At 64.8% G+C, this 19,609-nt stretch carries 25 protein-coding genes; 20 read left to right on the forward strand and 5 right to left on the reverse strand.

From position 1 onward, the window contains the following. Positions 1-19: 19 nt before the first annotated feature. From rhaI to ACVWY6_RS03585, 3 genes are all read right to left on the reverse strand, one after another. The gene (gene rhaI / locus ACVWY6_RS03575; protein WP_457536204.1) at positions 20-1,186 is read right to left on the reverse strand and encodes an L-rhamnose isomerase; all 1,167 of its coding nucleotides are present in this window, start codon (positions 1,184-1,186) and stop codon (positions 20-22) included. Positions 1,187-1,257: 71 nt separating this feature from the next. Then, complete coding sequence (locus tag ACVWY6_RS03580; protein ID WP_457536206.1) at positions 1,258-2,649, reverse strand: MFS transporter; 1,392 nt, start codon at positions 2,647-2,649, stop codon at positions 1,258-1,260. A gap of 103 nt (positions 2,650-2,752) precedes the next feature. Beyond that, positions 2,753-3,136, reverse strand: coding sequence for an L-rhamnose mutarotase (locus ACVWY6_RS03585; protein WP_457536208.1), 384 nt, complete (start codon positions 3,134-3,136; stop codon positions 2,753-2,755). 440 nt (positions 3,137-3,576) lie between these two features. On the opposite strand from ACVWY6_RS03585, the gene infA reads away from it, so the two are divergent. From infA to truA, 8 genes are all read left to right on the forward strand, one after another. After that, positions 3,577-3,795, forward strand: a complete 219-nt coding sequence (infA, locus tag ACVWY6_RS03590) for a translation initiation factor IF-1 (protein WP_020109371.1) — start codon at positions 3,577-3,579, stop codon at positions 3,793-3,795. A 130-nt stretch (positions 3,796-3,925) separates the two neighbouring features. Then, entirely contained in the window at positions 3,926-4,039 is a 114-nt protein-coding gene (gene rpmJ / locus ACVWY6_RS03595; RefSeq protein WP_005207978.1) for a 50S ribosomal protein L36, read from the forward strand. Positions 4,040-4,219: 180 nt separating this feature from the next. Further along, positions 4,220-4,588, forward strand: coding sequence for a 30S ribosomal protein S13 (gene rpsM / locus ACVWY6_RS03600; protein ID WP_023955920.1), 369 nt, complete (start codon positions 4,220-4,222; stop codon positions 4,586-4,588). 3 nt (positions 4,589-4,591) lie between these two features. Continuing rightward, positions 4,592-4,999, forward strand: coding sequence for a 30S ribosomal protein S11 (rpsK, locus tag ACVWY6_RS03605; protein WP_023955919.1), 408 nt, complete (start codon positions 4,592-4,594; stop codon positions 4,997-4,999). A gap of 21 nt (positions 5,000-5,020) precedes the next feature. Further along, positions 5,021-5,626: a 30S ribosomal protein S4 gene (gene rpsD, locus ACVWY6_RS03610; protein WP_023955918.1), complete on the forward strand. Its 606-nt coding sequence runs from the start codon at positions 5,021-5,023 to the stop codon at positions 5,624-5,626. Positions 5,627-5,751: 125 nt separating this feature from the next. Then, the gene (locus tag ACVWY6_RS03615; protein ID WP_030164647.1) at positions 5,752-6,807 is read left to right on the forward strand and encodes a DNA-directed RNA polymerase subunit alpha; all 1,056 of its coding nucleotides are present in this window, start codon (positions 5,752-5,754) and stop codon (positions 6,805-6,807) included. A gap of 52 nt (positions 6,808-6,859) precedes the next feature. Further along, positions 6,860-7,495 (forward strand): 50S ribosomal protein L17, encoded by a 636-nt coding sequence (rplQ, locus tag ACVWY6_RS03620; protein ID WP_030164645.1) that lies wholly within the window; start codon positions 6,860-6,862, stop codon positions 7,493-7,495. An 8-nt stretch (positions 7,496-7,503) separates the two neighbouring features. Further along, complete coding sequence (truA, locus tag ACVWY6_RS03625) at positions 7,504-8,406, forward strand: tRNA pseudouridine(38-40) synthase TruA (protein ID WP_457536212.1); 903 nt, start codon at positions 7,504-7,506, stop codon at positions 8,404-8,406. Between the two features lie 43 nt (positions 8,407-8,449). Here truA and ACVWY6_RS03630 read toward each other — a convergent pair whose 3' ends face one another. Further along, entirely contained in the window at positions 8,450-8,932 is a 483-nt protein-coding gene (locus ACVWY6_RS03630) for a TM2 domain-containing protein (protein ID WP_457536214.1), read from the reverse strand. Between the two features lie 29 nt (positions 8,933-8,961). Beyond that, complete coding sequence (locus ACVWY6_RS03635; protein ID WP_457536873.1) at positions 8,962-10,431, reverse strand: AAA family ATPase; 1,470 nt, start codon at positions 10,429-10,431, stop codon at positions 8,962-8,964. Positions 10,432-10,845: 414 nt separating this feature from the next. Between ACVWY6_RS03635 and ACVWY6_RS03640 the strand changes: the two genes are divergently transcribed. The 12 genes from ACVWY6_RS03640 to ACVWY6_RS03695 all read left to right on the forward strand — a co-directional run bounded on the left by ACVWY6_RS03640 (position 10,846) and on the right by ACVWY6_RS03695 (position 19,577). Then, the gene (locus ACVWY6_RS03640) at positions 10,846-11,118 is read left to right on the forward strand and encodes a hypothetical protein (RefSeq protein WP_197037636.1); all 273 of its coding nucleotides are present in this window, start codon (positions 10,846-10,848) and stop codon (positions 11,116-11,118) included. After that, positions 11,115-11,486: a YbaB/EbfC family nucleoid-associated protein gene (locus ACVWY6_RS03645; RefSeq protein WP_457536216.1), complete on the forward strand. Its 372-nt coding sequence runs from the start codon at positions 11,115-11,117 to the stop codon at positions 11,484-11,486. Before ACVWY6_RS03640 ends, ACVWY6_RS03645 begins: the two co-directional genes overlap by 4 nt. 86 nt (positions 11,487-11,572) lie before the next feature. Continuing rightward, a complete protein-coding gene (locus ACVWY6_RS03650; RefSeq protein WP_457536217.1) occupies positions 11,573-11,890 on the forward strand; it encodes a type VII secretion target in 318 nt (105 codons plus the stop codon). A 13-nt stretch (positions 11,891-11,903) separates the two neighbouring features. Further along, positions 11,904-13,238: a hypothetical protein gene (locus ACVWY6_RS03655; protein WP_457536218.1), complete on the forward strand. Its 1,335-nt coding sequence runs from the start codon at positions 11,904-11,906 to the stop codon at positions 13,236-13,238. A 14-nt stretch (positions 13,239-13,252) separates the two neighbouring features. Then, entirely contained in the window at positions 13,253-13,558 is a 306-nt protein-coding gene (locus ACVWY6_RS03660; protein ID WP_031331670.1) for a PE family protein, read from the forward strand. Continuing rightward, positions 13,555-14,583, forward strand: coding sequence for a PPE domain-containing protein (locus ACVWY6_RS03665; RefSeq protein WP_457536219.1), 1,029 nt, complete (start codon positions 13,555-13,557; stop codon positions 14,581-14,583). The genes ACVWY6_RS03660 and ACVWY6_RS03665 overlap by 4 nt, the downstream gene beginning before the upstream one ends. A gap of 5 nt (positions 14,584-14,588) precedes the next feature. Next, positions 14,589-15,410, forward strand: a complete 822-nt coding sequence (locus tag ACVWY6_RS03670) for an ESX secretion-associated protein EspG (RefSeq protein WP_457536221.1) — start codon at positions 14,589-14,591, stop codon at positions 15,408-15,410. Positions 15,411-15,534: 124 nt separating this feature from the next. Beyond that, entirely contained in the window at positions 15,535-15,867 is a 333-nt protein-coding gene (locus ACVWY6_RS03675) for a WXG100 family type VII secretion target (protein WP_023955907.1), read from the forward strand. A 38-nt stretch (positions 15,868-15,905) separates the two neighbouring features. Beyond that, positions 15,906-16,196: a WXG100 family type VII secretion target gene (locus ACVWY6_RS03680; RefSeq protein ID WP_023955906.1), complete on the forward strand. Its 291-nt coding sequence runs from the start codon at positions 15,906-15,908 to the stop codon at positions 16,194-16,196. 271 nt (positions 16,197-16,467) lie between these two features. Then, the gene (locus ACVWY6_RS03685; protein ID WP_457536222.1) at positions 16,468-18,012 is read left to right on the forward strand and encodes an APC family permease; all 1,545 of its coding nucleotides are present in this window, start codon (positions 16,468-16,470) and stop codon (positions 18,010-18,012) included. Positions 18,013-18,171: 159 nt separating this feature from the next. Further along, positions 18,172-19,410, forward strand: a complete 1,239-nt coding sequence (locus ACVWY6_RS03690; RefSeq protein WP_457536224.1) for an alkane 1-monooxygenase — start codon at positions 18,172-18,174, stop codon at positions 19,408-19,410. After that, entirely contained in the window at positions 19,407-19,577 is a 171-nt protein-coding gene (locus ACVWY6_RS03695) for a rubredoxin (RefSeq protein WP_023955903.1), read from the forward strand. The genes ACVWY6_RS03690 and ACVWY6_RS03695 overlap by 4 nt, the downstream gene beginning before the upstream one ends. Positions 19,578-19,609 lie beyond the last annotated feature (32 nt).

The following is a 19,609-nucleotide window of genomic DNA, read 5'->3' on the forward strand; positions in this document are numbered from 1 at the left end:
CGAATTCCCTTCGGTGAGCTCATGCGTTCCAGGACGACTGGGTGCCCGAGGCCCGCTCGGTCGCCATCTGTTCTCGGTATCCCGACGCCGCGAACGCGTCCATCGGATCGGCGGGCAGTCCACGTTCGGTGCGCCACTGGGCCAGCATCGGCCTCACGTCCGTGTAGAACGCATCCATCACGATTCCGTTGGCACCCAACACGTCTCCCGCTTCTTGTGCGGCGGCCAGTGCGACGGTGTCGACGAGCAGAGCTCGTGCTGTCATCTCCTGCACATTGAGTACGGAGCGGATCTGCCCGGGGATCTTCTCTTCGACGTTGTGGCATTGGTCGAGCATGAGGGCCACCGGGGAGTCGGCGTCGAGACCGCCGCCGCGGATCACCTCGCACATGATGCGGAACAACTGGAACGGGTCAGCCGCGCCGACGATCAGGTCGTCGTCTGCGTAGAAACGCGAGTTGAAATCGAACGACCCGAGCTTTCCCAGGCGCAGCAACTGGGCCACGATGAACTCGATGTTGGTGCCGGGTGCGTGATGCCCGGTGTCGAGGCAGACCATCGCTCGCTCGCCGAGAGCACTGACCTGCGTGTAGGAGGTACCCCAGTCCGGCACGTCGGTCATGTACATCGCCGGCTCGAAGAACTTGTATTCGAGCACGAGTCGCTGATCTTCTCCGATGTGCTGGTAGATGGTTGCCAGCGATTCGGCGAGGCGATCCTGCCGGCCCCGGATGTCGCCCTGGCCGGGGTAGTTGGTGCCGTCGGCAAGCCAGATCTTGAGGTCCCGCGACCCGGTCTGGTTCATCACCTCGATGCATCGCAGGTGGTGGTCGATTGCCTTCTGGCGCACGGTCTTGTCGATGTGGGTGAGGCTGCCGAACTTGTAGTCGTCGTCCTGGAAGGTGTTCGAGTTGATGGTGCCGAGCCGCACGCCGTGGTCGGCGGCGTACCGTCCCAACGCCGAGAAGTCGTCGGTCACGTCCCAGGGGATGTGCAGCGCAACCGAAGGTGCCAACCCGGTGAGGCGGTTGACGACGGCGGCGTCGGCGATCTTCTCCTCGACGGTGCGAGGCGTGCCCGGCGTACCGAAGACCTTGAAGCGGGTCCCGGAGTTCCCGAATGCCCAGGACGGCAACTCGATTGCGAGGTTCTCCAGGAGGGACCCGGGTGCGTTCACAGCTGTCATCGGTGTGGAGTCCTTGCGATCGTCGGGTGGTTGAAACGTTTCAATACTGCCATGTCGAGGTGATGTCATCGCTACAGACCCCCACCCGTGGGCACCGAGGCGGGCGCCGGTCGGTCAGCGGGCTCGGACGGGACGGGATGAGCCGCAGCCACGTTAGACGCGGTCGCCAGTTCCGGACTGAGAGGTTCGCCGTAACGCTCGATCTCGATCTGCTGCAGTGTCTTGCCGCGGGTGTTCGGGGCGGCGATCGCACCGATGATGAGGGCGACGGTCAGCAGGGTCACGAGCAACAGGCCGACCCAGGCCAGTCCGACGGCAGCGAGCAGGGTGGGGAAGAAGTAGCTCAGTGCCCCGGTCGCCGTGCGGACCACGAAGAACATGAAGCCTTGTGCACTCGCGCGGTACGGGGTGGCGAACAACTCGCTGGCCCAGAGGCTGTAGAAGGCCTGCGCGCCGATACCGCTCGAGATGCCCCAGCAGATCGCGAAGATGAGCAACGTGGGCAGACCGCCGTCGGTGAACAACACCAGTACGCCCCATCCGATGATGCCGGGGACGGCGCCGGCCACATACAGCGTGCGCTGCGAGACGCGGTCGCCGTAACGCATGAACCCGAAATAAGTTGCCAGTACGGTCATTCCCCACACCAGGACCTGCAGCAGGTTCTGCTGCACCTCGCTGTCGAGGCCTGCGGTCTCGTACACCCGGGGCATGAAGATGCCCGCCTGGCCCGCCACGGTGTTCCAGAACCCGTAGATGCCGATCAGGACGAGCAGTGCGGTGATGTTCTTCTTGCGCGAGAACAGTCCGCGCAGACCGTTGCCACCGCTGACGCGCTGTGCCTGGTCTGTGGTGGTGTCATGGCCCTCTTCGGTCCAGATCTTCGATTCGACGAGGCCTTGCCGGATCCACCAGACGATGGCCGCGACCACAAACAGATGCAGGAAGATCAACCGCGAACCCAGCAACTCCAGCGGCGCCAGTGCGGCGGCCAGGGCGAAGCCGATCAGTGGCCCGACGGACCACGCCAACTGTGCTGTTCCCACATGGCGGGCTCGCGCATTGGAGGGCGCCTGTTCGGCGATGTACGTCCACGATGCCGGGACTCCCGCACCGACCGCCAGGCCGGTCACGACGAATGCCAGTAGCAGCATGGTGAAGTTCATCGCGAACGCGGCGATGAGCACACCGACCATGTACAGCAGCAGGTCGTAGGTGTAGATCGCCTTGCGGCCGTACCGGTCACACAGTGGCCCACCGATTGCTGCGCCGACGGCCGCACCAAAGGCGTTGGCGCTCAGCGCGGCGAGAAGGCCGACCGCGAAGTTGCTGATCCCGAACTCGTCTTGCCAGAATCCGAGGCTCGTGGCGATCGCGATGATCGAGCCGGCCTCGATGTAGTTGGACATGGCCACAGAGATGGTTGCTTTCCATCCCGTGGTCTTCTTGGCCCCCAATTTCATGGGTACTCCTTGTGGGGTGAGTCTTGTGCAGGGTAATTGGTTGATGCGAGCTGGCGGATGCCGATGAGACGCAGCCGCGACGGGATGGGCAGGGGATCTCCCCTCAGTCGAGGTGGAAGTAGTCGGTGAGTCGTTCGAGCGTCTGATCCGGTCCGCGACCGGCGGGGTCGGTGAAGTACTCGGCCATCGAGGACTGCCAGCGGGCGTTGACATCAGTCGCGTCCATCTCGGCCACCGCACGGTCGAAGTCGTCGGTCTCGAGGTAGCCGACGACCAGTCCGTCGCCGCGTCGCAGGAAAAGCGAGTAGTTGTGCCATCCGGCGGCGCGCAGGGCATCGAGCATCTCGGGCCAGACGTGCTCGTGCGCCGCGAGGTAGTCGTCCACGCGTTCGGGTCGCAGGTTCATGGTGAAACACACTCGCCGGCGTGCCGGTGGTTCATCTCCTGCCCGGGAGTCCGTGAGATGAGTGGTCGGGGTGGGAGCCATCGTGGGTCCTTGAGCTGATCGGGCATCCGGTCGGGGAGCCGGCGGATGAGACGGGGATGAACGACTTTGAAACGTTTCAAATCGATGTGATTGGAGTCACCGTAAACTGATGGGAGGTGGTCGTCAAGAGGTGACTTCGTGAGCCTTCGGAAGCCGGGCGACTGCTCTTGTGGGCAAAAGGCGACGCGACGAGGTGCCGAAAACGCCCGGTCGGCGGGGATCTGAGTGGCCCGAACTGGGCGTATTTGTCCTGAGCTGCGCGAACGCGTAATGTAGATCAACGGTGCGCCCGCGCGCCGGGTTGTTTTTGTGCCCAGATCCGCAGAGCTCGTTCGAGTCCCCTGCCAACTGAGACTCGAAAGCCCGGGACAAGTGCGTGCCAAGAAGGTAACCGAACAGAACTGTTCAGGTGTGGTCAACACACCAGAATCGTGGAGGCTATGGCCAAAGAAGGCGCGATCGAGGTCGAGGGCCGTGTTGTCGAACCCTTGCCCAATGCGATGTTCCGCATTGAGCTGGAGAACGGCCACAAGGTGCTTGCCCATATCAGCGGCAAGATGCGACAGCACTACATCCGCATCCTGCCCGAGGACCGCGTGGTCGTGGAGCTCTCGCCTTATGACCTGACCCGCGGCCGCATCGTTTACCGCTACAAGTAATCGACCGGTACCTCGGCCCGCTGATGCGGGCGAGAGGGCCAGTGCAACATGCCCGGTACCGCCGGGTGTGAACACCAACGACAGGCGTGGCCCCAGGGCCACGCCGCAGGCTTTGAAGGAGATCACTGACGTGAAGGTTCAGCCGAGCGTCAAGCCGATCTGCGAAAAGTGCAAAGTGATCCGGCGTAACGGCCGAGTCATGGTGATCTGCGAAAACCTGCGCCACAAGCAGCGCCAGGGCTGATCAGCACTTGTAGGAGATCGCTTGTGAGAGCGACACAACTCAATAGAGGCACGACAGAAGACCTTCCAGCACCAGCGGCCATAAACGGATGACCGCCTACCCCCGGCACGGAGGCCGGGGCCCCTCGCAGAGTAGGGGACGGACTGGGAGCAGACCTCCGAGAACCAAAGGAAACGCCACATGGCACGTGTTGCTGGTGTTGATCTTCCGCGCGAGAAGCGCCTGGAGATCGCACTGACCTACATCTACGGAGTTGGCCGCACCACCTCCAAGGAAATCCTCGACGCCACCGGGCTCAGCCCGGATCTGCGCGCCAAGGACCTCACCGACGAAGACGTCTTGAAGCTTCGTGAGTACCTCGAAGCCTCGGTCAAGGTCGAAGGTGACCTGCGCCGCGAGGTCCAGGCCGATATCCGTCGCAAGATCGAAATCGGTTGCTACCAGGGCCTGCGCCACCGTCGTGGCCTGCCCGTCCGCGGACAGCGCACCAAGACCAACGCTCGGACCCGCAAGGGCCCGAAGAAGACCATCGCCGGGAAGAAGAAGTAATCCATGCCTCCTAAGTCACGTAGCGCTGGCCCGAAGAAGGGCACTCGCCGTCGCGAGAAGAAGAACGTCCCGCACGGTAGCGCGCACATCAAGAGCACGTTCAACAACACCATCGTCTCGATCACCGACCCCGCCGGGAACGTCATCGCATGGGCATCCTCGGGCCACGTCGGCTTCAAGGGCTCACGTAAGAGCACCCCGTTCGCCGCGCAGCTCGCTGCCGAGAACGCTGCCCGCAAGGCGCAGGAGCACGGCGTCAAGAAGGTCGACGTGTTCGTCAAGGGACCGGGCTCCGGTCGTGAGACCGCGATCCGCTCACTGCAGGCCGCCGGCCTCGAGGTCGGCACGATTTCCGATGTCACCCCGCAGCCGCACAACGGTTGCCGCCCGCCCAAGCGGCGCCGGGTCTAACGGGAAAGAGAGAACTAGAAAATGGCTCGTTATACCGGACCCGTCACCCGTAAATCACGTCGCCTCCGCGTCGACCTCGTCGGCGGAGACCAGGCGTTCGAACGTCGCCCTTACCCGCCCGGCCAGCACGGCCGCGCGCGGATCAAGGAGAGCGAATACCTGCTGCAGCTCCAGGAGAAGCAGAAGGCCCGCTTCACCTATGGAGTGATGGAGAAGCAGTTCCGTCGCTACTACGAAGAGGCCAACCGTCGCAACGGCAAGACCGGTGACGAGTTGCTGAAGATGCTGGAGACCCGTCTCGACAACGTGGTGTACCGCGCAGGCCTGGCCCGCACGCGTCGCCAGTCGCGTCAGATGGTCAGCCACGGCCACTTCACCGTCAACGGTGTGAAGGTCGATGTGCCCAGCTACCGCGTCTCTCGCTTCGACATCATCGATGTCCGCCCGAAGTCGCTGCAGACCACCCCGTTCCAGATCGCCCGGGAAATCCAGGCCGATCGCAAGGCGCCGGGCTGGCTGCAGGTTGTCCCTGACACGCTGCGCATCCTGGTGCACTCGGAGCCTGAGCGCGCGCAGATCGATGTGCCGCTCACCGAGCAGCTCATCGTCGAGTTCTACTCGAAGTAACCGCCGTTCGTCGCTGGGCAGGGTTCGCCCTGCCCAGCGTCTGGCCGGCCCCTGGCAACAGACACAAGGGTCTGCTGTCGCAGTCGAGCGTCATATAGCGGACGTTCACACAGGAGGAAAAATCTATGCTCATTTCACAGCGACCCACACTCTCCGAAGAGGTCATCTCCGGCGATCGCTCGAAGTTCGTCATCGAGCCGCTCGAGCCGGGTTTCGGGTACACGCTCGGCAACTCGCTTCGCCGCACCCTGCTCTCGTCGATCCCCGGCGCTGCTGTCACCAGCATCCGCATCGACGGTGTGCTGCATGAGTTCACCACCGTTCCCGGGGTCAAGGAAGATGTCACCGACATCATCCTGAACCTCAAGGGCCTGGTCGTGAGCTCCGAAGAGGACGAGCCGGTCACCATGTACGTGCGCAAGCAGGGCCCGGGTGCAGTCACCGGTGCCGACATCGTGCCTCCGGCCGGTGTCACCGTGCACAATCCCGATCTGCACATCGCCACCCTGAACGACAAGGGCAAGCTGGAGATCGAGCTCGTGGTCGAGCGCGGTCGCGGTTACGTCCCGGCCGTGCAGAACAAGGCCTCGGGCGCCGAGATCGGCCGTATCCCGGTCGACTCGATCTACTCGCCGGTCCTCAAGGTCACCTACAAGGTGGAGGCCACCCGCGTCGAGCAGCGCACCGACTTCGACCGTCTGGTGCTGGACGTCGAGACCAAGAACTCGATCACCGCGCGGGATGCGCTGGCCTCGGCCGGCAAGACCCTCGTCGAGCTGTTTGGGCTCGCTCGTGAGCTGAACATCGAAGCAGAAGGTGTCGAGATCGGACCCTCGCCTGCCGAGGCCGATCACATCGCATCGTTCAGCCTTCCGATCGAGGATCTCGAGCTCACCGTCCGCTCGTACAACTGCCTCAAGCGCGAGGGAGTGCACACGGTCGGCGAACTGGTGGCCCGCACCGAGTCGGATCTTCTCGACATCCGCAACTTCGGCCAGAAGTCGATCGACGAGGTCAAGGTCAAGCTGCACGCACTCGGCCTGGCACTCAAGGACAGCCCGGCCAGCTTCGATCCGTCCCAGGTGGCCGGATACGACGTGGCCACCGGCACGTGGTCAGATGACGCCGCTTTCTCCGATGCCGATGCCGGCGAGGATTTCGCGGAAACCGAACAGCTTTAATCGCAACCCAGCTCACGGCCGAGAGGCCGAGAGTTAACCCTAGGAGTTCGAAATGCCCAAGCCCACAAAGGGTACCCGCCTCGGTGGGTCGGCTTCGCACCAGAAAGCGATGCTGGCGAACCTGGCCACCTCGCTCTTCGAGCACGGCCGGATCACCACCACCGAAGCCAAGGCGAAGCGGCTGCGTCCGTACGCGGAGAAGCTGATCACGCACGCCAAGGCCGGCAACCTCGCCCACCGTCGTGAGGTCCTCAAGGACATTCGCAACAAGGACGTGGTGCACACCCTGTTCGCGGAGATCGGCCCGTTCTTCGCCGACCGCAACGGTGGCTACACCCGCATCATCAAGACCCTGCCGCGCAAGGGCGACAACGCCCCCATGGCAGTGATCGAGCTGGTGCGGGAGAAGACGGCTTCGTCGGAGGCCGATCGGGCCACCCGCGCTGCTGCCTCGAAGCAGAAGGCTTCCGAGCCCGTCGCCGAGGTTCCCGCCGAGGTGTCCGAAGGCGACAATGTCGTCGAGGCCACCCTGGATGAGGCCACCGACGCACAGGTCGAGAACGCCGACGCCGTCGCCGAGGGCTTCACCGAGGAGACGACCGCGGAGAGCGCCACCGAGATCGTCGACGAAGGCAAGGCCGAAGGCTCCGACGACAAGAAGTCGGCCGAGAAAGATTCTGGCGCCTGAGCGAGAACATGTCTGACGAGCCCGTCACCGGAGTTTCCGGTGGCGGGCTTCGTCATTTCGTCTCGCCGGTCCGGCTGCGTATGCAGATCGGTTATGACGGAACAGATTTCGCCGGATGGGCCAGACAACCCGGACAGCGCACGGTGTGCGGGGTTCTGGAGCAGACACTGTCCACCATCGTCCGAGAGCCCGTCATCCTGACGGTCGCCGGACGCACCGATGCCGGCGTGCACGCCACCGGTCAGGTCGCCCACTTCGACGTGTCCGGCGAGGCGTTGCAGACCAGGTCGATCGCCGGTGAACCCGCGAACCTCGTTCGACGGCTGGCGAAGATGTTGCCGCCCGACGTCCGGGTGAAGGATGTCGAGACCGCACCTGCCGAGTTCGACGCCCGATTCTCGGCGCTGCGCCGGCATTACGAATACCGACTGGCCGATGATCCCTGGGGTGCCGAGCCGGTGGCTGCCCGCACCACGGCGGCATGGACACGGCCCCTCAACGTGGACAGGATGCAGCAGGCATCAGCAGAACTGGTGGGTCTGAACGATTTCGCCGCCTTCTGCCGCCGGCGTGATGGGGCGACCACCGTTCGTGACCTGCAGCAATTCGAATGGGTGCGTGACGACTATGGCGTGCTCGTGGCCCAGGTGAGTGCCGACGCCTTCTGCTGGTCGATGGTGCGCTCACTCGTGGGTGCGGTCGCCGTGGTGGGGGAGGGCCGACGCACACCCGAATGGTGCGCCGGACTCCTTCGACAACGGGTTCGCTCCAGTGAGGTGCCTGTTGCGCCGGCGTGCGGCCTGAGTCTCGTCGGCGTGGACTACCCTCCAGATGAGCAAGTCGCCGACCGCAATTACGTGACCCGTGAGGTCAGATCGGCGATCGACCCGGCCGGGTGCTGCGGCGACTGACCGCTTCCACGGGCCGCCCGTGCACCTCCAGCCCGCCCGATGGTCAGGGGCGCAGCTTGAATCCCCGCGGGTCTCGCACCGCGCCGGTGAACATCATGATCGCATCGATGATCACCCAGATGCCGAGGCCGAACAGCACCAGCCAGCCGACCAGGACGAGGGTCAGCAGCCAACCGAAGAACAGCGTGATGAGCTGAGTGACGGCGATAGCGTTCGAACCGAGGTAAAAGCGGCCGGCCCCGAAGCCTCCCAGAAAAAGCTGCAGCAGGCCGGCCGTCGCTTTCGACTTGTCCGACAACGGTTCTCCGGTGAACGGGTCACGACCGAACGGTGCGCCCGGGTCGCCGCCGAACCCGTACCCGGGTCCGTACGGCTGGTTGTAGAACGGTTGCGGAGCGAATTGCGGCGCCGGAAACGGCTGCTGCTGATGGTGCGTCTGATCCCACGGCTGTGACGGGTTCGCCGGCCGCGTCGGACCGTATGGATCAGGAACGCCCGAATCGTCGTATGGCATGGGATAGTTCATTCTCGTACCTCGCTGGTCGACCGGATGGGTCAGGAGTTGTAAAAGGGTTCGCCCCGTCGCGATGCGGTGGTCGAGAAGTCCTCGGCGACCGTGGCCGCCAACTCGACAAAAGCCCTGCGGGTTGCCTTGCCGAGAAGATCGAGGTCGACTTCCGCGCCCTCGGCGAGGTGGTCGTCGAACGGGATCTGCTGCACTGCGCGACAACGGGTGAGGAAGTGGGCGCTGAGCTGGCCGGTGTCGATGGTGGAGGCCCCTGGGCGCGACGAGCTGAGTACCACCACCGCGCCGGAGACCAGATGCCCGAAACCGTGCGCCTGCAACCAGTCCAGGGTGGCGCCCGCGCTGCGGGCACCGTCGATGGCGGGCGAGGTGACGAGGATGAGTGAATTGGCCATGTCGAGCACACCGTTCATCGCGGAGTGGCTCAACCCGGTGCCGCAGTCGGTGATGATGATGTTGTAGAACCGCTGCAGGACCGTCATCACGCCGCGGTAGTCGGTCTCGCTGAACGCCTCGGCAATCGCGGGATCACGTTCGGAAGCAAGAACTTCCAACCGGCTCGGGGCCTGGGAGGTATGGGCCCGCACATCCGAGTACCGGTAGATCGATTCATCGGAGAGCAGGTCGCGCACGGTGGACCGCGTCTGCTGCGGAATGCGCTGAGCAAGCGTGCCCAGGTCGGGGTTCGCGTCCACAGCGATCACGCGATCGCCGCGCAGGGAAGCGAAGGTCGATCCCAAACCGACTGTTGCGGTTGTCTTCCCGACGCCGCCCTTGAGGGAGAGAACCGCTATGCGGTAATCGCCGCGCACCGGCTGGTTCACCCGATCGAGGAGTTGCTTGTAGATCAGGTCATCCGGCGACTCGCCGGGGTTGATGGCGCCTGCAGACAACTTGTGTACGGTGCGTCGCCATCCACTGGCCGGGGCGCGCCGTGCCTTGCGGAGCAGCGCCACCTCGTCGAGGGTAGCCGGCCCCGACGCCGGGGGCTGGGGTGTGAACCCCGCCGGGCCGGGATAGCTATGTGGCGCATGGTGCTGGGGAGTCATGTGCTGGGCCGGGCCGGGGCCGGTCTGCGATGCCGGTTGCGGTGGCGAGATGTGGGGTGGCGGCATCGTCGAGAAGTGTTGAGACGGTGCGGGGCCCGGTCCGGTGACGAAGGGCGGAGTGGTGAAGTGCTGGGCGGCCTGCTGATCCGGGGTCGGATACTGGGGCGGACCGGGATGGTGCGGCGGGCCCGAATGTGGCGGGCCGGGGTGCGGTGCCTGGGCCGACGAATTGCTCTGTGGCATCAGAGGATCGAATGCCGTGGGCGTGGGTCCGTCATGCGCGGCGCTGAAGTGTTGCTGCGGAACTGCTGTCGGCGATGGACGGTCGTGCGGCGTGGGCGTTGGGTGTCCGTCGTGAGTCGATTGTCGTTCATCTGTTGGAGGCTCAGGGGCGCTCGGGGGAGCCTGTCCATGCCTGCCCGGTACGTGGTCGCTCGACGGTTCCTGCAGACGGGCGTCAGGTGCGGGCGACGAATCGTGCTGTGAGACAGCGGGATCGGTGCCACGGGGTGCGCCGAACGCGGCGACATCCACCTCTGCGGCGTCTTGCAGCCACGGCGGAGCTGCCGGCACGTCGGCATTGTCGAAACTCAAAGTACTGCCCCCTGTTGCACGATCGAACCCCCGGACACAGTTCTTCGATCTCCCCGAACTGCCCCGCACCCCGGCGTGCTCACGGCGCCGGCGACATCGCCGGCCCTGTCTTGCACACCACCTGCACGGACTATAGACCAACGGGCGGTTCACCGGATGTTCTGGACTGGCGTTGTCGGCGCTTGTGGGTACTATCTGCAACCACAGGGGAGAAGAAATCTAGGGGGGAACGTGGCTGCCGCGACTTCGCGCACCGGGAACATTGCCGTTTTGACCACCGATCAGGGCTTGCCCACATCGGTCAGGATCGAGCCCGCTGAGCTCCGGAAAGACCCGGGCCTGTTGGCCGCCGAGGTGCTCAGGCTGTGTCAGCAGGCCGCGATGAAAGCCGGTGTCGCGCGGCGTGACGAGCTGCGTGCCGGTGGGGTGAGCAACGAGATCATCGATGCGATGAACCTGCCGCGTCCTGACGACCTCGCCCGGGCCGAGTACGAGGACGACGCGGTCGCCGGTGCTCCCGGTAGTTGGATGAGGTCGGTATGAGTTCGGCCATGGACGAACTCGAGGCGCGGGCGCGGGCGCAGCTCGACGGACTCCGCGAGGTCAACGAGAAGCTCGAGGCCATCTCGGTACGGGAGACCTCACCCGATGATCGTGTCACCGCCGAGGTCGACGGGATCGGTGCGCTGACCGGCTTGTGGTTCAGCCCCACCGCGCACGCCATCGGGGCGACAGAGCTCGGTGATCTCGTGGTCGCCACCGCGTCCACCGCTGCCGCTCACGCTTTTGCGCGGCGTGCTGCTGTGCTCGAAGACTTCAACGAGTCCTTCACCGAGCTCGTCGCCAGCCGGCCGGGCGGCGAGCGTCCCCGGTCGCCGATCGGAACCACACCGCATTCGCCGGCGTCCTAGTTCGCGACGCAGTCATCAGCACGACCGGCGTCGGCCGGTCCGCTTCTGCACGTACACGCTTCACCATTCACATCAACGGGGGTTCGATGTCCGAGATCACTGCTGTTCCTGCTGCCATCGAGGCGTTCGGTGACACGGCGGCACTCATGTCCGCTGCCGTGGCCAGCGCGGGATCCATCAACGCCGCGGCGAACATCGCTCAGATGGTGCCGGTCTTCGGGTTGATCGGCCAAGAGTTCCTCCTGGCGTTCGCCGGGGCCCAGGCCAGCCACCTGCTCGGGGTCGGTCAGCTCGCAGCGGTGCATGCGGGGACCGCAGCCGCTGCGCTAACAACGGCATCGGAGTTCACGGACACCGATGATGGAGCCGGCCGAGAGTTCACAGCCATCCAGTCGGCTCTGTGAGAAAGCGCGACCAGTGACCGAATCCGAGCCTGCCCCGCCGGCTTCATCTCCTCCTGTCGACCCCACCATCAATGACCTCTTGCAGGCGAGTCCGCTGGGTCCCATCCTGGACACCCCGGTCAGTCAGGTGCTCAAAGACCTGGGAATAGCCGGTCTTCCGCAACTTCCGCCTGCTCCACCGATGCCTGGACTGCCGCCGCTGCCGCCGCTTGATCTGGACGTCCTCGTCAAGCCGCTCACCGACTTGCTCGGTGGCTTCGGAACGGGGAACCTCGGCGGTGGGGACTTCGATCCGACCTCGATACTCCAAGGGCTCTCGCAGATCCTCGACCTGTCGATGTCCATGGGTTCGGGGGCTCTCAAGGCGCTCGACCAGGTCTGGACGGGCCAGGCGGCCACTGCCACCGCAGCCAAGAGTGTGCAGGCAAGCGCTGATACGGCCGCTTTGTCCGCCCAGGGAACCACGATGACGGCCGACACCCAGGGTGCCGCGGCGATCGTCGGCACCGGCCTGGCGCTGGTACAGGGCATCATCGCGAAAACGGTTGCCATCATTGCCGCTTCGGCCCCTTTCCTGGTGACTCCTCCGGGACAGGCAGTGGCACTCGGTGCCGCTGCCGATGGTCTCGCCGAGGCCACCGCCGTGGTCGCGGCCACGCGTGCAGAGCTGTTGGCGCCGACGGGGCACATGGTCGTGAACGGACAACCGGTGCCCGTGACCGGGGCACCGATGGCGGGTCCATCGCCGTTCTCCATCGCCGGCACGGTGCTCGACAGTGTCGGCAAGCCCATGGTCGCGGGCGTCGGGCAGCTCGGCGGGATGGCAGGTCCGGCGGGCTCTCAACTACTCAGAACCCATGAGGCGCAACTGAAGAAGTCGGCTACCGATCCATCAATGGATCCCGCGAGAACCATGCCTGCCGGCCTTGCGGGTGGCCTGGGCGGCGGCGGTGGTGGCGGAGGCGGCGGTGGCCTGGGTCCAGGAGGTGGCGGACCCAGTGCGCTGAGCGCCCGTACCACCCCAGGATTGATGAGCGGCGCTGGGCCGGAAGGTGTTCCGGCAACGAACAATCGCAATCAGAGCACGGTGGTTCCAGCTGCGATGGGAAGCCCGATGGCGCCGATGGGTGCGATGGGAGCCGGTCGCGGAGCCGGTGCGTCAGACGACCAGCACGAGACCGCGGACTACCTCGTCACCGAGCTCAACGGGACTCAGATCATCGGGGACATCCCGGACGTCGCGCCCCCTGTGCTGGGAGAAGTGCAGACCGAGGACCGGGAGTCCTCACCTGACGTGCGGTTGCGCCTGGGACCGTCTGGCGGAGACCAGGAGATAGGACACCGATGAACAACGGAGAAACAATGACCGGATCACAGTTGAACGTCGACCCCGACGAGTTGGTGCGCGCGGCAACAGATCTGGATCGGCTGGCCGATCAGTTGGGCAGTGCTCTGACACAGCACCTGCCGACGCTGTCCGTCGCTCCGGCCGGCCGCGACGAAGTGTCGACCGTCGCCGCACAGACCCTGACGGCAGTGGGTGCTGAATTCGCGGCAACCACCTCCGCCGGGGTGAACGAACTACGAAAAATCGCGGCCGTGCTGCGGGCTCAGGCCGGCGGCTACCGCGGTGCCGAAGAGAGCATCGAGGAGGCATTCCGGCTGTGACCGGGTTCACGGGGGTGGTCTGGGAGGCGCGGCCTGCGCAGCGGCTCGCCGCTGATCTCGTCGAAGGCGGCGCCGGGGCGACACCGTCTGCGCAAGCGGCTCTCGCCTGGGGCTGCGTCGCGGGGGTGCTCGCCGACGCGGGATTGGACTACGCGGCAATACTGACGCGCCTCGGAACCGGTTGGGAATCTCCGACATCCGACCACGCGTTCGCCAGGCTCGCCCACTTCGCGACCTGGTTCACCGAGGTTTCCGCGGCCGCCGTGGAGAACGCGGGGAAGGCCACGGCTCAGTGCGCCGCCACCACCGTTGCCCATGCCAACATGCCCAATCTGCCTGAGATCGCTGTGACAAAGGGTATTCGGGACACAGCGGCTACCGTGGGTGCCGCCCTGGGCGCGCCGATCGGCGGCGTTGCGGCAGATGCCGAACGCGCTCTGCACGACCAGAAGCAGCGTGCTGCCCGGGTCATGGACACGTACGAGGCCGCGAGTGCACCTCTGGCCGAACCGTGGCTTCCGCCGCGTCTGACGGAGGTCGTCTCGTCCACCGCGCTGGCCGGCGAACAGATGTCACGCCCGCCTGCGCATGTCGCGCCGGTATCGGCGCCCACCTCGACGACATCCCCCGGGCCACTGCTCCTGGGCGGATTCGCGCCGGCCCCTCAGGCTCCACGTGAGAAGACGCGTTTTGCCACAACGGTTCTGGCCGGTACCACAACTCCGTCCCCGGCGGCCGAAGTTGCGGGCCAGCCGACACCGCTGCGGTCGACAACTGCGATGACGCCTGCGCCCCCCGTCTCGCCGCTCGCGACGGTCGGCCAGGATCCGGCACGTGCGGCCCGGTCGCCGCAGGGCGCGGGTATCGACGCAGCGGCCGTCACCCAGGACCCGGCCGGTCGGTTCGGTGACGAATCGGGGCCGACAGCCGAGGTCATCGACGCTCGCTACCGCACGGGTGCACTCGATTTGCCGCCGGCGACGTCGGTCCCGGCAGTCCTCGGTGCCCCGGACACAGGACGATGACAACGATGTGGATCAAGGATATCGCACCGGAGTATCGCGTGACCCTCACCGATATCGACTATCTCGCAGGGCTTCTCGATATCCAGACGTGGCCAACAGTGCTCGATGTGACGCCGGTTCACGACACCGCAGTGGAGCGAGCCGCGGCGCATTCCTCCGCGTCACGAAAGCTGCTGGATGCCGGGATCATGAGCAGAGATGCCTGTTCGACAGTCGGCGTGACCGAGCCGCTGGCGGACGCGCTGGCCGTCCTTGCCAACCCCGAGGCCGTTGTGGAACTCCGGCGATACGGCGTCGAGGTGTCGCCGCGTATGTGTCTGGCCCGGAGCGGCGGCAGACATGTTGTGGCACATCGACGGTCGGACGGACTCACCATCCGGATGCTCGGGACGGTCGACGCGAGCGAGGTCGGTCCGCTGATCGCCGCTGAATTCGGGCCGATGTCGGCGGCGGACGTCCAGTCGATCAGCGCGCCCGCGGCCGAACTCCGCGAACGACTCGATCGCGCGGCCACGCCGGCCGACTATGCGGATGCGCTGTACGCCGTCGGTGCGACGCACACTGACGCAGCCAGGTACGCGGCGGCATTCGAATCGTGTGTCGGCCATGCCGAGATCATCGCGCGGGAGGCAGGCCCGGGCAGAAATCTACGAACGTCGGGCGCGGTCGCGGTGTACGACACCGCCCGTGGCCGGATCGTGGCGAGTCCGACCGTGTCGCCCGATGGCCGGATCTGGACGACGCTGTCCGCGGGCACACCGCACCGCGTCGCGCAGGCAACCGACCTGTTGATGGAGACGTTGCCGACCGGCAGATGGATGCCGTGATCGGGGGGAATCGAGAGGGGGAGCAGATCCCAGCCGTCGAGGCTGATCGACGAACGGGAGTCAGTCGCTGTACACGCGGACGTCATCTGATTCCGCGGCAATCACACACAAAAGGGGAAGCATCATGAGCACCGGAACCAACGGTCTCGATCTCGACGTCGCGGCCGGGTTGGCCTCGACGAAATCGGTGGGGGACATCGTCGACGACATGGGCACCGTCCTGGCCCGCATCACCGCAGACGCCGAAGAGGCGCTTGCACTGTGGAAAGGCAACGCGAGTGGGGCCTTCCAGGGCGCGGTGACCGCCTGGAAGGACGAGGCGACACAGTTGCAGACAGCTCTCGACACGCTCAAGACGTCGCTGTCGACCGGCTTCAACGGCTACGACGCCGACGACCAGGACAACGCCGGCATCTTCAACAACGTCGCCGGATCCGGACCCGCGCTCAAGCTCTGAGCGCTCCCACTTCCACCGAGTCAGAAAGCAGACCAACCATGAGCATCATCCAGTACAACTACCCGCGGATGGAAGAGCTGGCATCTCAGCTCAACAGCAACTTCAACCAGCTCGAACACCTCGCCACCACCTTGAAGTCCGAGGTGTCCCGGCTGCACGAGAACTGGCAGTCACAGCAGGCATCGCAGGCCTATGGCGCAGCGCAGCAGTCGTGGGACACCAGCTTCACCGACTCCCGCGCGCTGCTCACCGCGCTGTCGTCGAAGGTCACCGAGGCATCGAGCAACATGCAGGCTGCCGACCAGCGGACGGCCGGCTACTTCAGCTGATCGTCGGACCACCTCGAACAACCCGAAACCCGCCGCCCACCTGAGTCGGCGGGTTTCGGCGTCTGGCAGGTGGGTTGAGAGGTGCGGCGATCCGTACCGCTGCCGACCAAACCACGCCGATCGACCGGGTGCCTCGGAGCCACCAATTTTGTTGCCGTAAGAATCTTCGTGTGCATCGCGGCGGATTGGGCAATCTACGCCGGTTGCGTCCGATAGTTTGCAGACAGGCTGCACGCTGGGGCACGCCGCGTTCGAGTGAGGGAGTTCCTGCATGGGTAATCCGCTGACACGGACAAAGTCCGTAGAGCAATCGATGGCTGACACCGAAGAACCCGGTTCGCAGCTGAAGAAGAGTTTGACCTGGTGGGACCTCACGGTCTTCGGTGTATCGGTCGTCATCGGTGCCGGCATCTTCACGATCACCGCGTCCACCGCGGGTAACAAGGCCGGACCGGCGATCTCGCTGTCATTTGTGATGGCCGCAGTGGCGTGCGCATTGGCAGCCCTGTGTTACGCCGAGTTCGCTTCCACGGTTCCGGTGGCCGGGTCTGCCTACACCTTCGGGTATGCCACCTTCGGCGAGTTCCTGGCCTGGATCCTCGGCTGGGACCTCATCCTGGAGTTCGCCGTCGGCGCGGCGGTGGTGTCGAAGGGGTGGTCGAGCTATCTCGGCACGGTCTTCGGATTCGCGGGTGGCACAACGGAAATAGCGGGGCACACCGTCGACTGGGGTGCGTTGGTGATCGTCTCGGTGATCACCGTCCTGCTGGTGCTCGGCACCAAACTGTCGTCGACGTTCAGCGCAGTGATCACGGCCATCAAGGTGACGGTTGTGCTGCTGGTCATCGTGGTGGGCTTCTTCTACATCAAGGCCGACAACTACAAGCCGTTCATCCCGGAGTCGCAGCCATCGGAATCGGGTGGCAAGTCCGTTGATTCCACGCTCTTTTCGTTGATCACCGGTGGTGGCGACTCGAGCTACGGCTGGTACGGCGTGTTGGCAGCGGCATCGATCGTGTTCTTCGCGTTCATCGGATTCGACGTGGTGGCAACAACTGCCGAGGAGACCAAGAATCCGAAGAAGGACGTTCCGCGAGGCATCCTGGGTTCCCTGGCCATCGTGACGGTGCTGTACATCCTGGTCACGATCGTGGTGACCGGCATGTTGAGCTACAAGGAACTGGCGACATCGGCGGGCAACGGCGAACCGAAGAACCTCGCGTACGCGTTCGGACAGAACGGCGTCACCTGGGCAGAGAAGGCGATCTCGATCGGTGCCCTGGCCGGACTGACAACCGTTGTGATGGTCCTGATGCTGGGCCAGTCCCGGGTGTTGTTCGCGATGGCCCGAGACGGACTCCTGCCGCGCTCGTTGTCGAAGACGAGCAAGTTCGGCACACCCGCCCGAATCCAGATCATCGTGGGCGTCGCAGTCGCGGTTGTCGCGGCGTTCTTCCCGATCGAGAAGCTCGAGGAGATGGTCAACGTCGGCACGCTGTTCGCCTTCGTTGTGGTCGCGGCCGGAGTCATCGTTCTCCGACGCACCCGCCCGGATCTGCCTCGCGGCTTCAAGGTTCCCCTGATGCCGATCCTGCCGATAGCGGCAATCGTGGCCTGCCTCTGGTTGATGCTGAATCTGTCGGCGCTGACATGGATCCGGTTCCTGATCTGGATGGTCATCGGCGTAGCGGTCTACTTCCTCTACAGCCAGCGTCATTCCATGGTGGGCAAGCGTCAGCGTGGCGAGATAGACGACGCTGTCGGCGACGCGGCGTTGGCCGCGGAAGCGAAGAGAGCGGGACCGAATCGGCCGTAACGGCTGACTCACACAGAGCCCCGGTCGAGAGTGCGACTCTCGACCGGGGCTCTTTTTGTGAACTGGGGCACTTTACAAATAACCTCGTATGTATAGACAACAGACGTGACACTGACTATTGTCAAACTCATCACGTTCTACTCGACGAGGAGGTAGTTGATGAGCACCGATCTCACGGCACAAGGTGGCCAGGGGGTGTCGCCGTCTCTCGAGTGGCGAGACCGCAAGCGGTACCTGTGGTTGCTCGGCCTGATCCCCCCGACGGCACTGTTTCTCGCGGCCGGTCTGATCGCCGGCTTCAACGCACTCGGATGGAGCGCGGTGTCACCGGTGTGGTGGTGGATCGGACCTCTGCTCGTCTACGGTCTGCTACCCGTCCTCGACATCTTCTTCGGACCGGACGGTCAGAACCCTCCCGAAGAGCTGATGGAGCAACTGGAGAACGACAAGTACTACCGGTATTGCACCTACGCCTACATCCCGTTCCAGTTCGCAAGCCTGATCTTTGCCTGCTACCTGTGGACAACCAGCGATCTGAGCTGGCTGGGTGTCGACGGCGGACTGGGGATCATCTCCAAGATCGGTGTGGCGCTGTCGATCGGTGTCATGGGTGGCATCGGCATCAACACCGCTCACGAACTGGGTCACAAGAAGGATTCGCTCGAACGCTGGCTCTCGAAGATCACTCTCGCGCAGACGTTCTACGGTCACTTCTACATCGAGCACAACCGGGGCCATCACGTCCGTGTCGCGACGCCCGAGGATCCGGCCAGCGCCAAGTTCGGTGAGACGTTCTGGGCGTTCCTGCCACGCAGCGTCTGGGGTTCGCTCACCTCGGCGTGGAAGCTCGAACGCACCCGGATGAACCGCCTGGAGCACTCTGTCTGGAACATCCGCAACGACGTGCTCAACGCCTGGCTGATGTCAGTGGTGCTCTGGGGTGCGCTGACGATCATCTTCGGCTTAGAGATATTGCCATTCATGGTGATTCAGGCGGTGTACGGGTTCAGCCTGCTCGAGACGGTCAACTACCTCGAGCACTACGGACTGATGCGCCAGAAGCTTCCGAGTGGCCGGTACGTACGCGCGGCACCCGAGCACAGCTGGAACTCCGACCACATCTGCACCAACATCTTCCTCTATCACCTGCAGCGTCACAGCGACCACCACGCCAATCCGACCAGGCGCTACCAGGTTCTGCGGAGCTTCGACGACGCCCCGAATCTGCCCAGCGGCTACGCGAGCATGATCACGCTGGCGTACTTCCCTCCGATCTGGCGCAAGGTGATGGACCACAGGGTGATCGACCACTACGACGGCGACCTCACCAAGCTCAACGTCGTACCCGGCAAACGGGAGAAGGTGCTCGCCCGAGCGGCTGGGAGCAAGCAGCGATGAGCGCGTACCGATGCCCGGTCTGCGACTACGTCTACGACGAGTCGGCCGGGGCGCCGCGCGAGGGTTTCCGGCCGGGCACAGCGTGGAACGACGTGCCGGACGACTGGCCGTGCCCCGATTGCGGGGTCCGCGAGAAGGTCGACTTCGAACCAGCTCCTGGGCGCTGACCGCAACGGCCGAATATCACCGATGACATCGC

This window comes from Williamsia sp. R60, assembly GCF_054063855.1.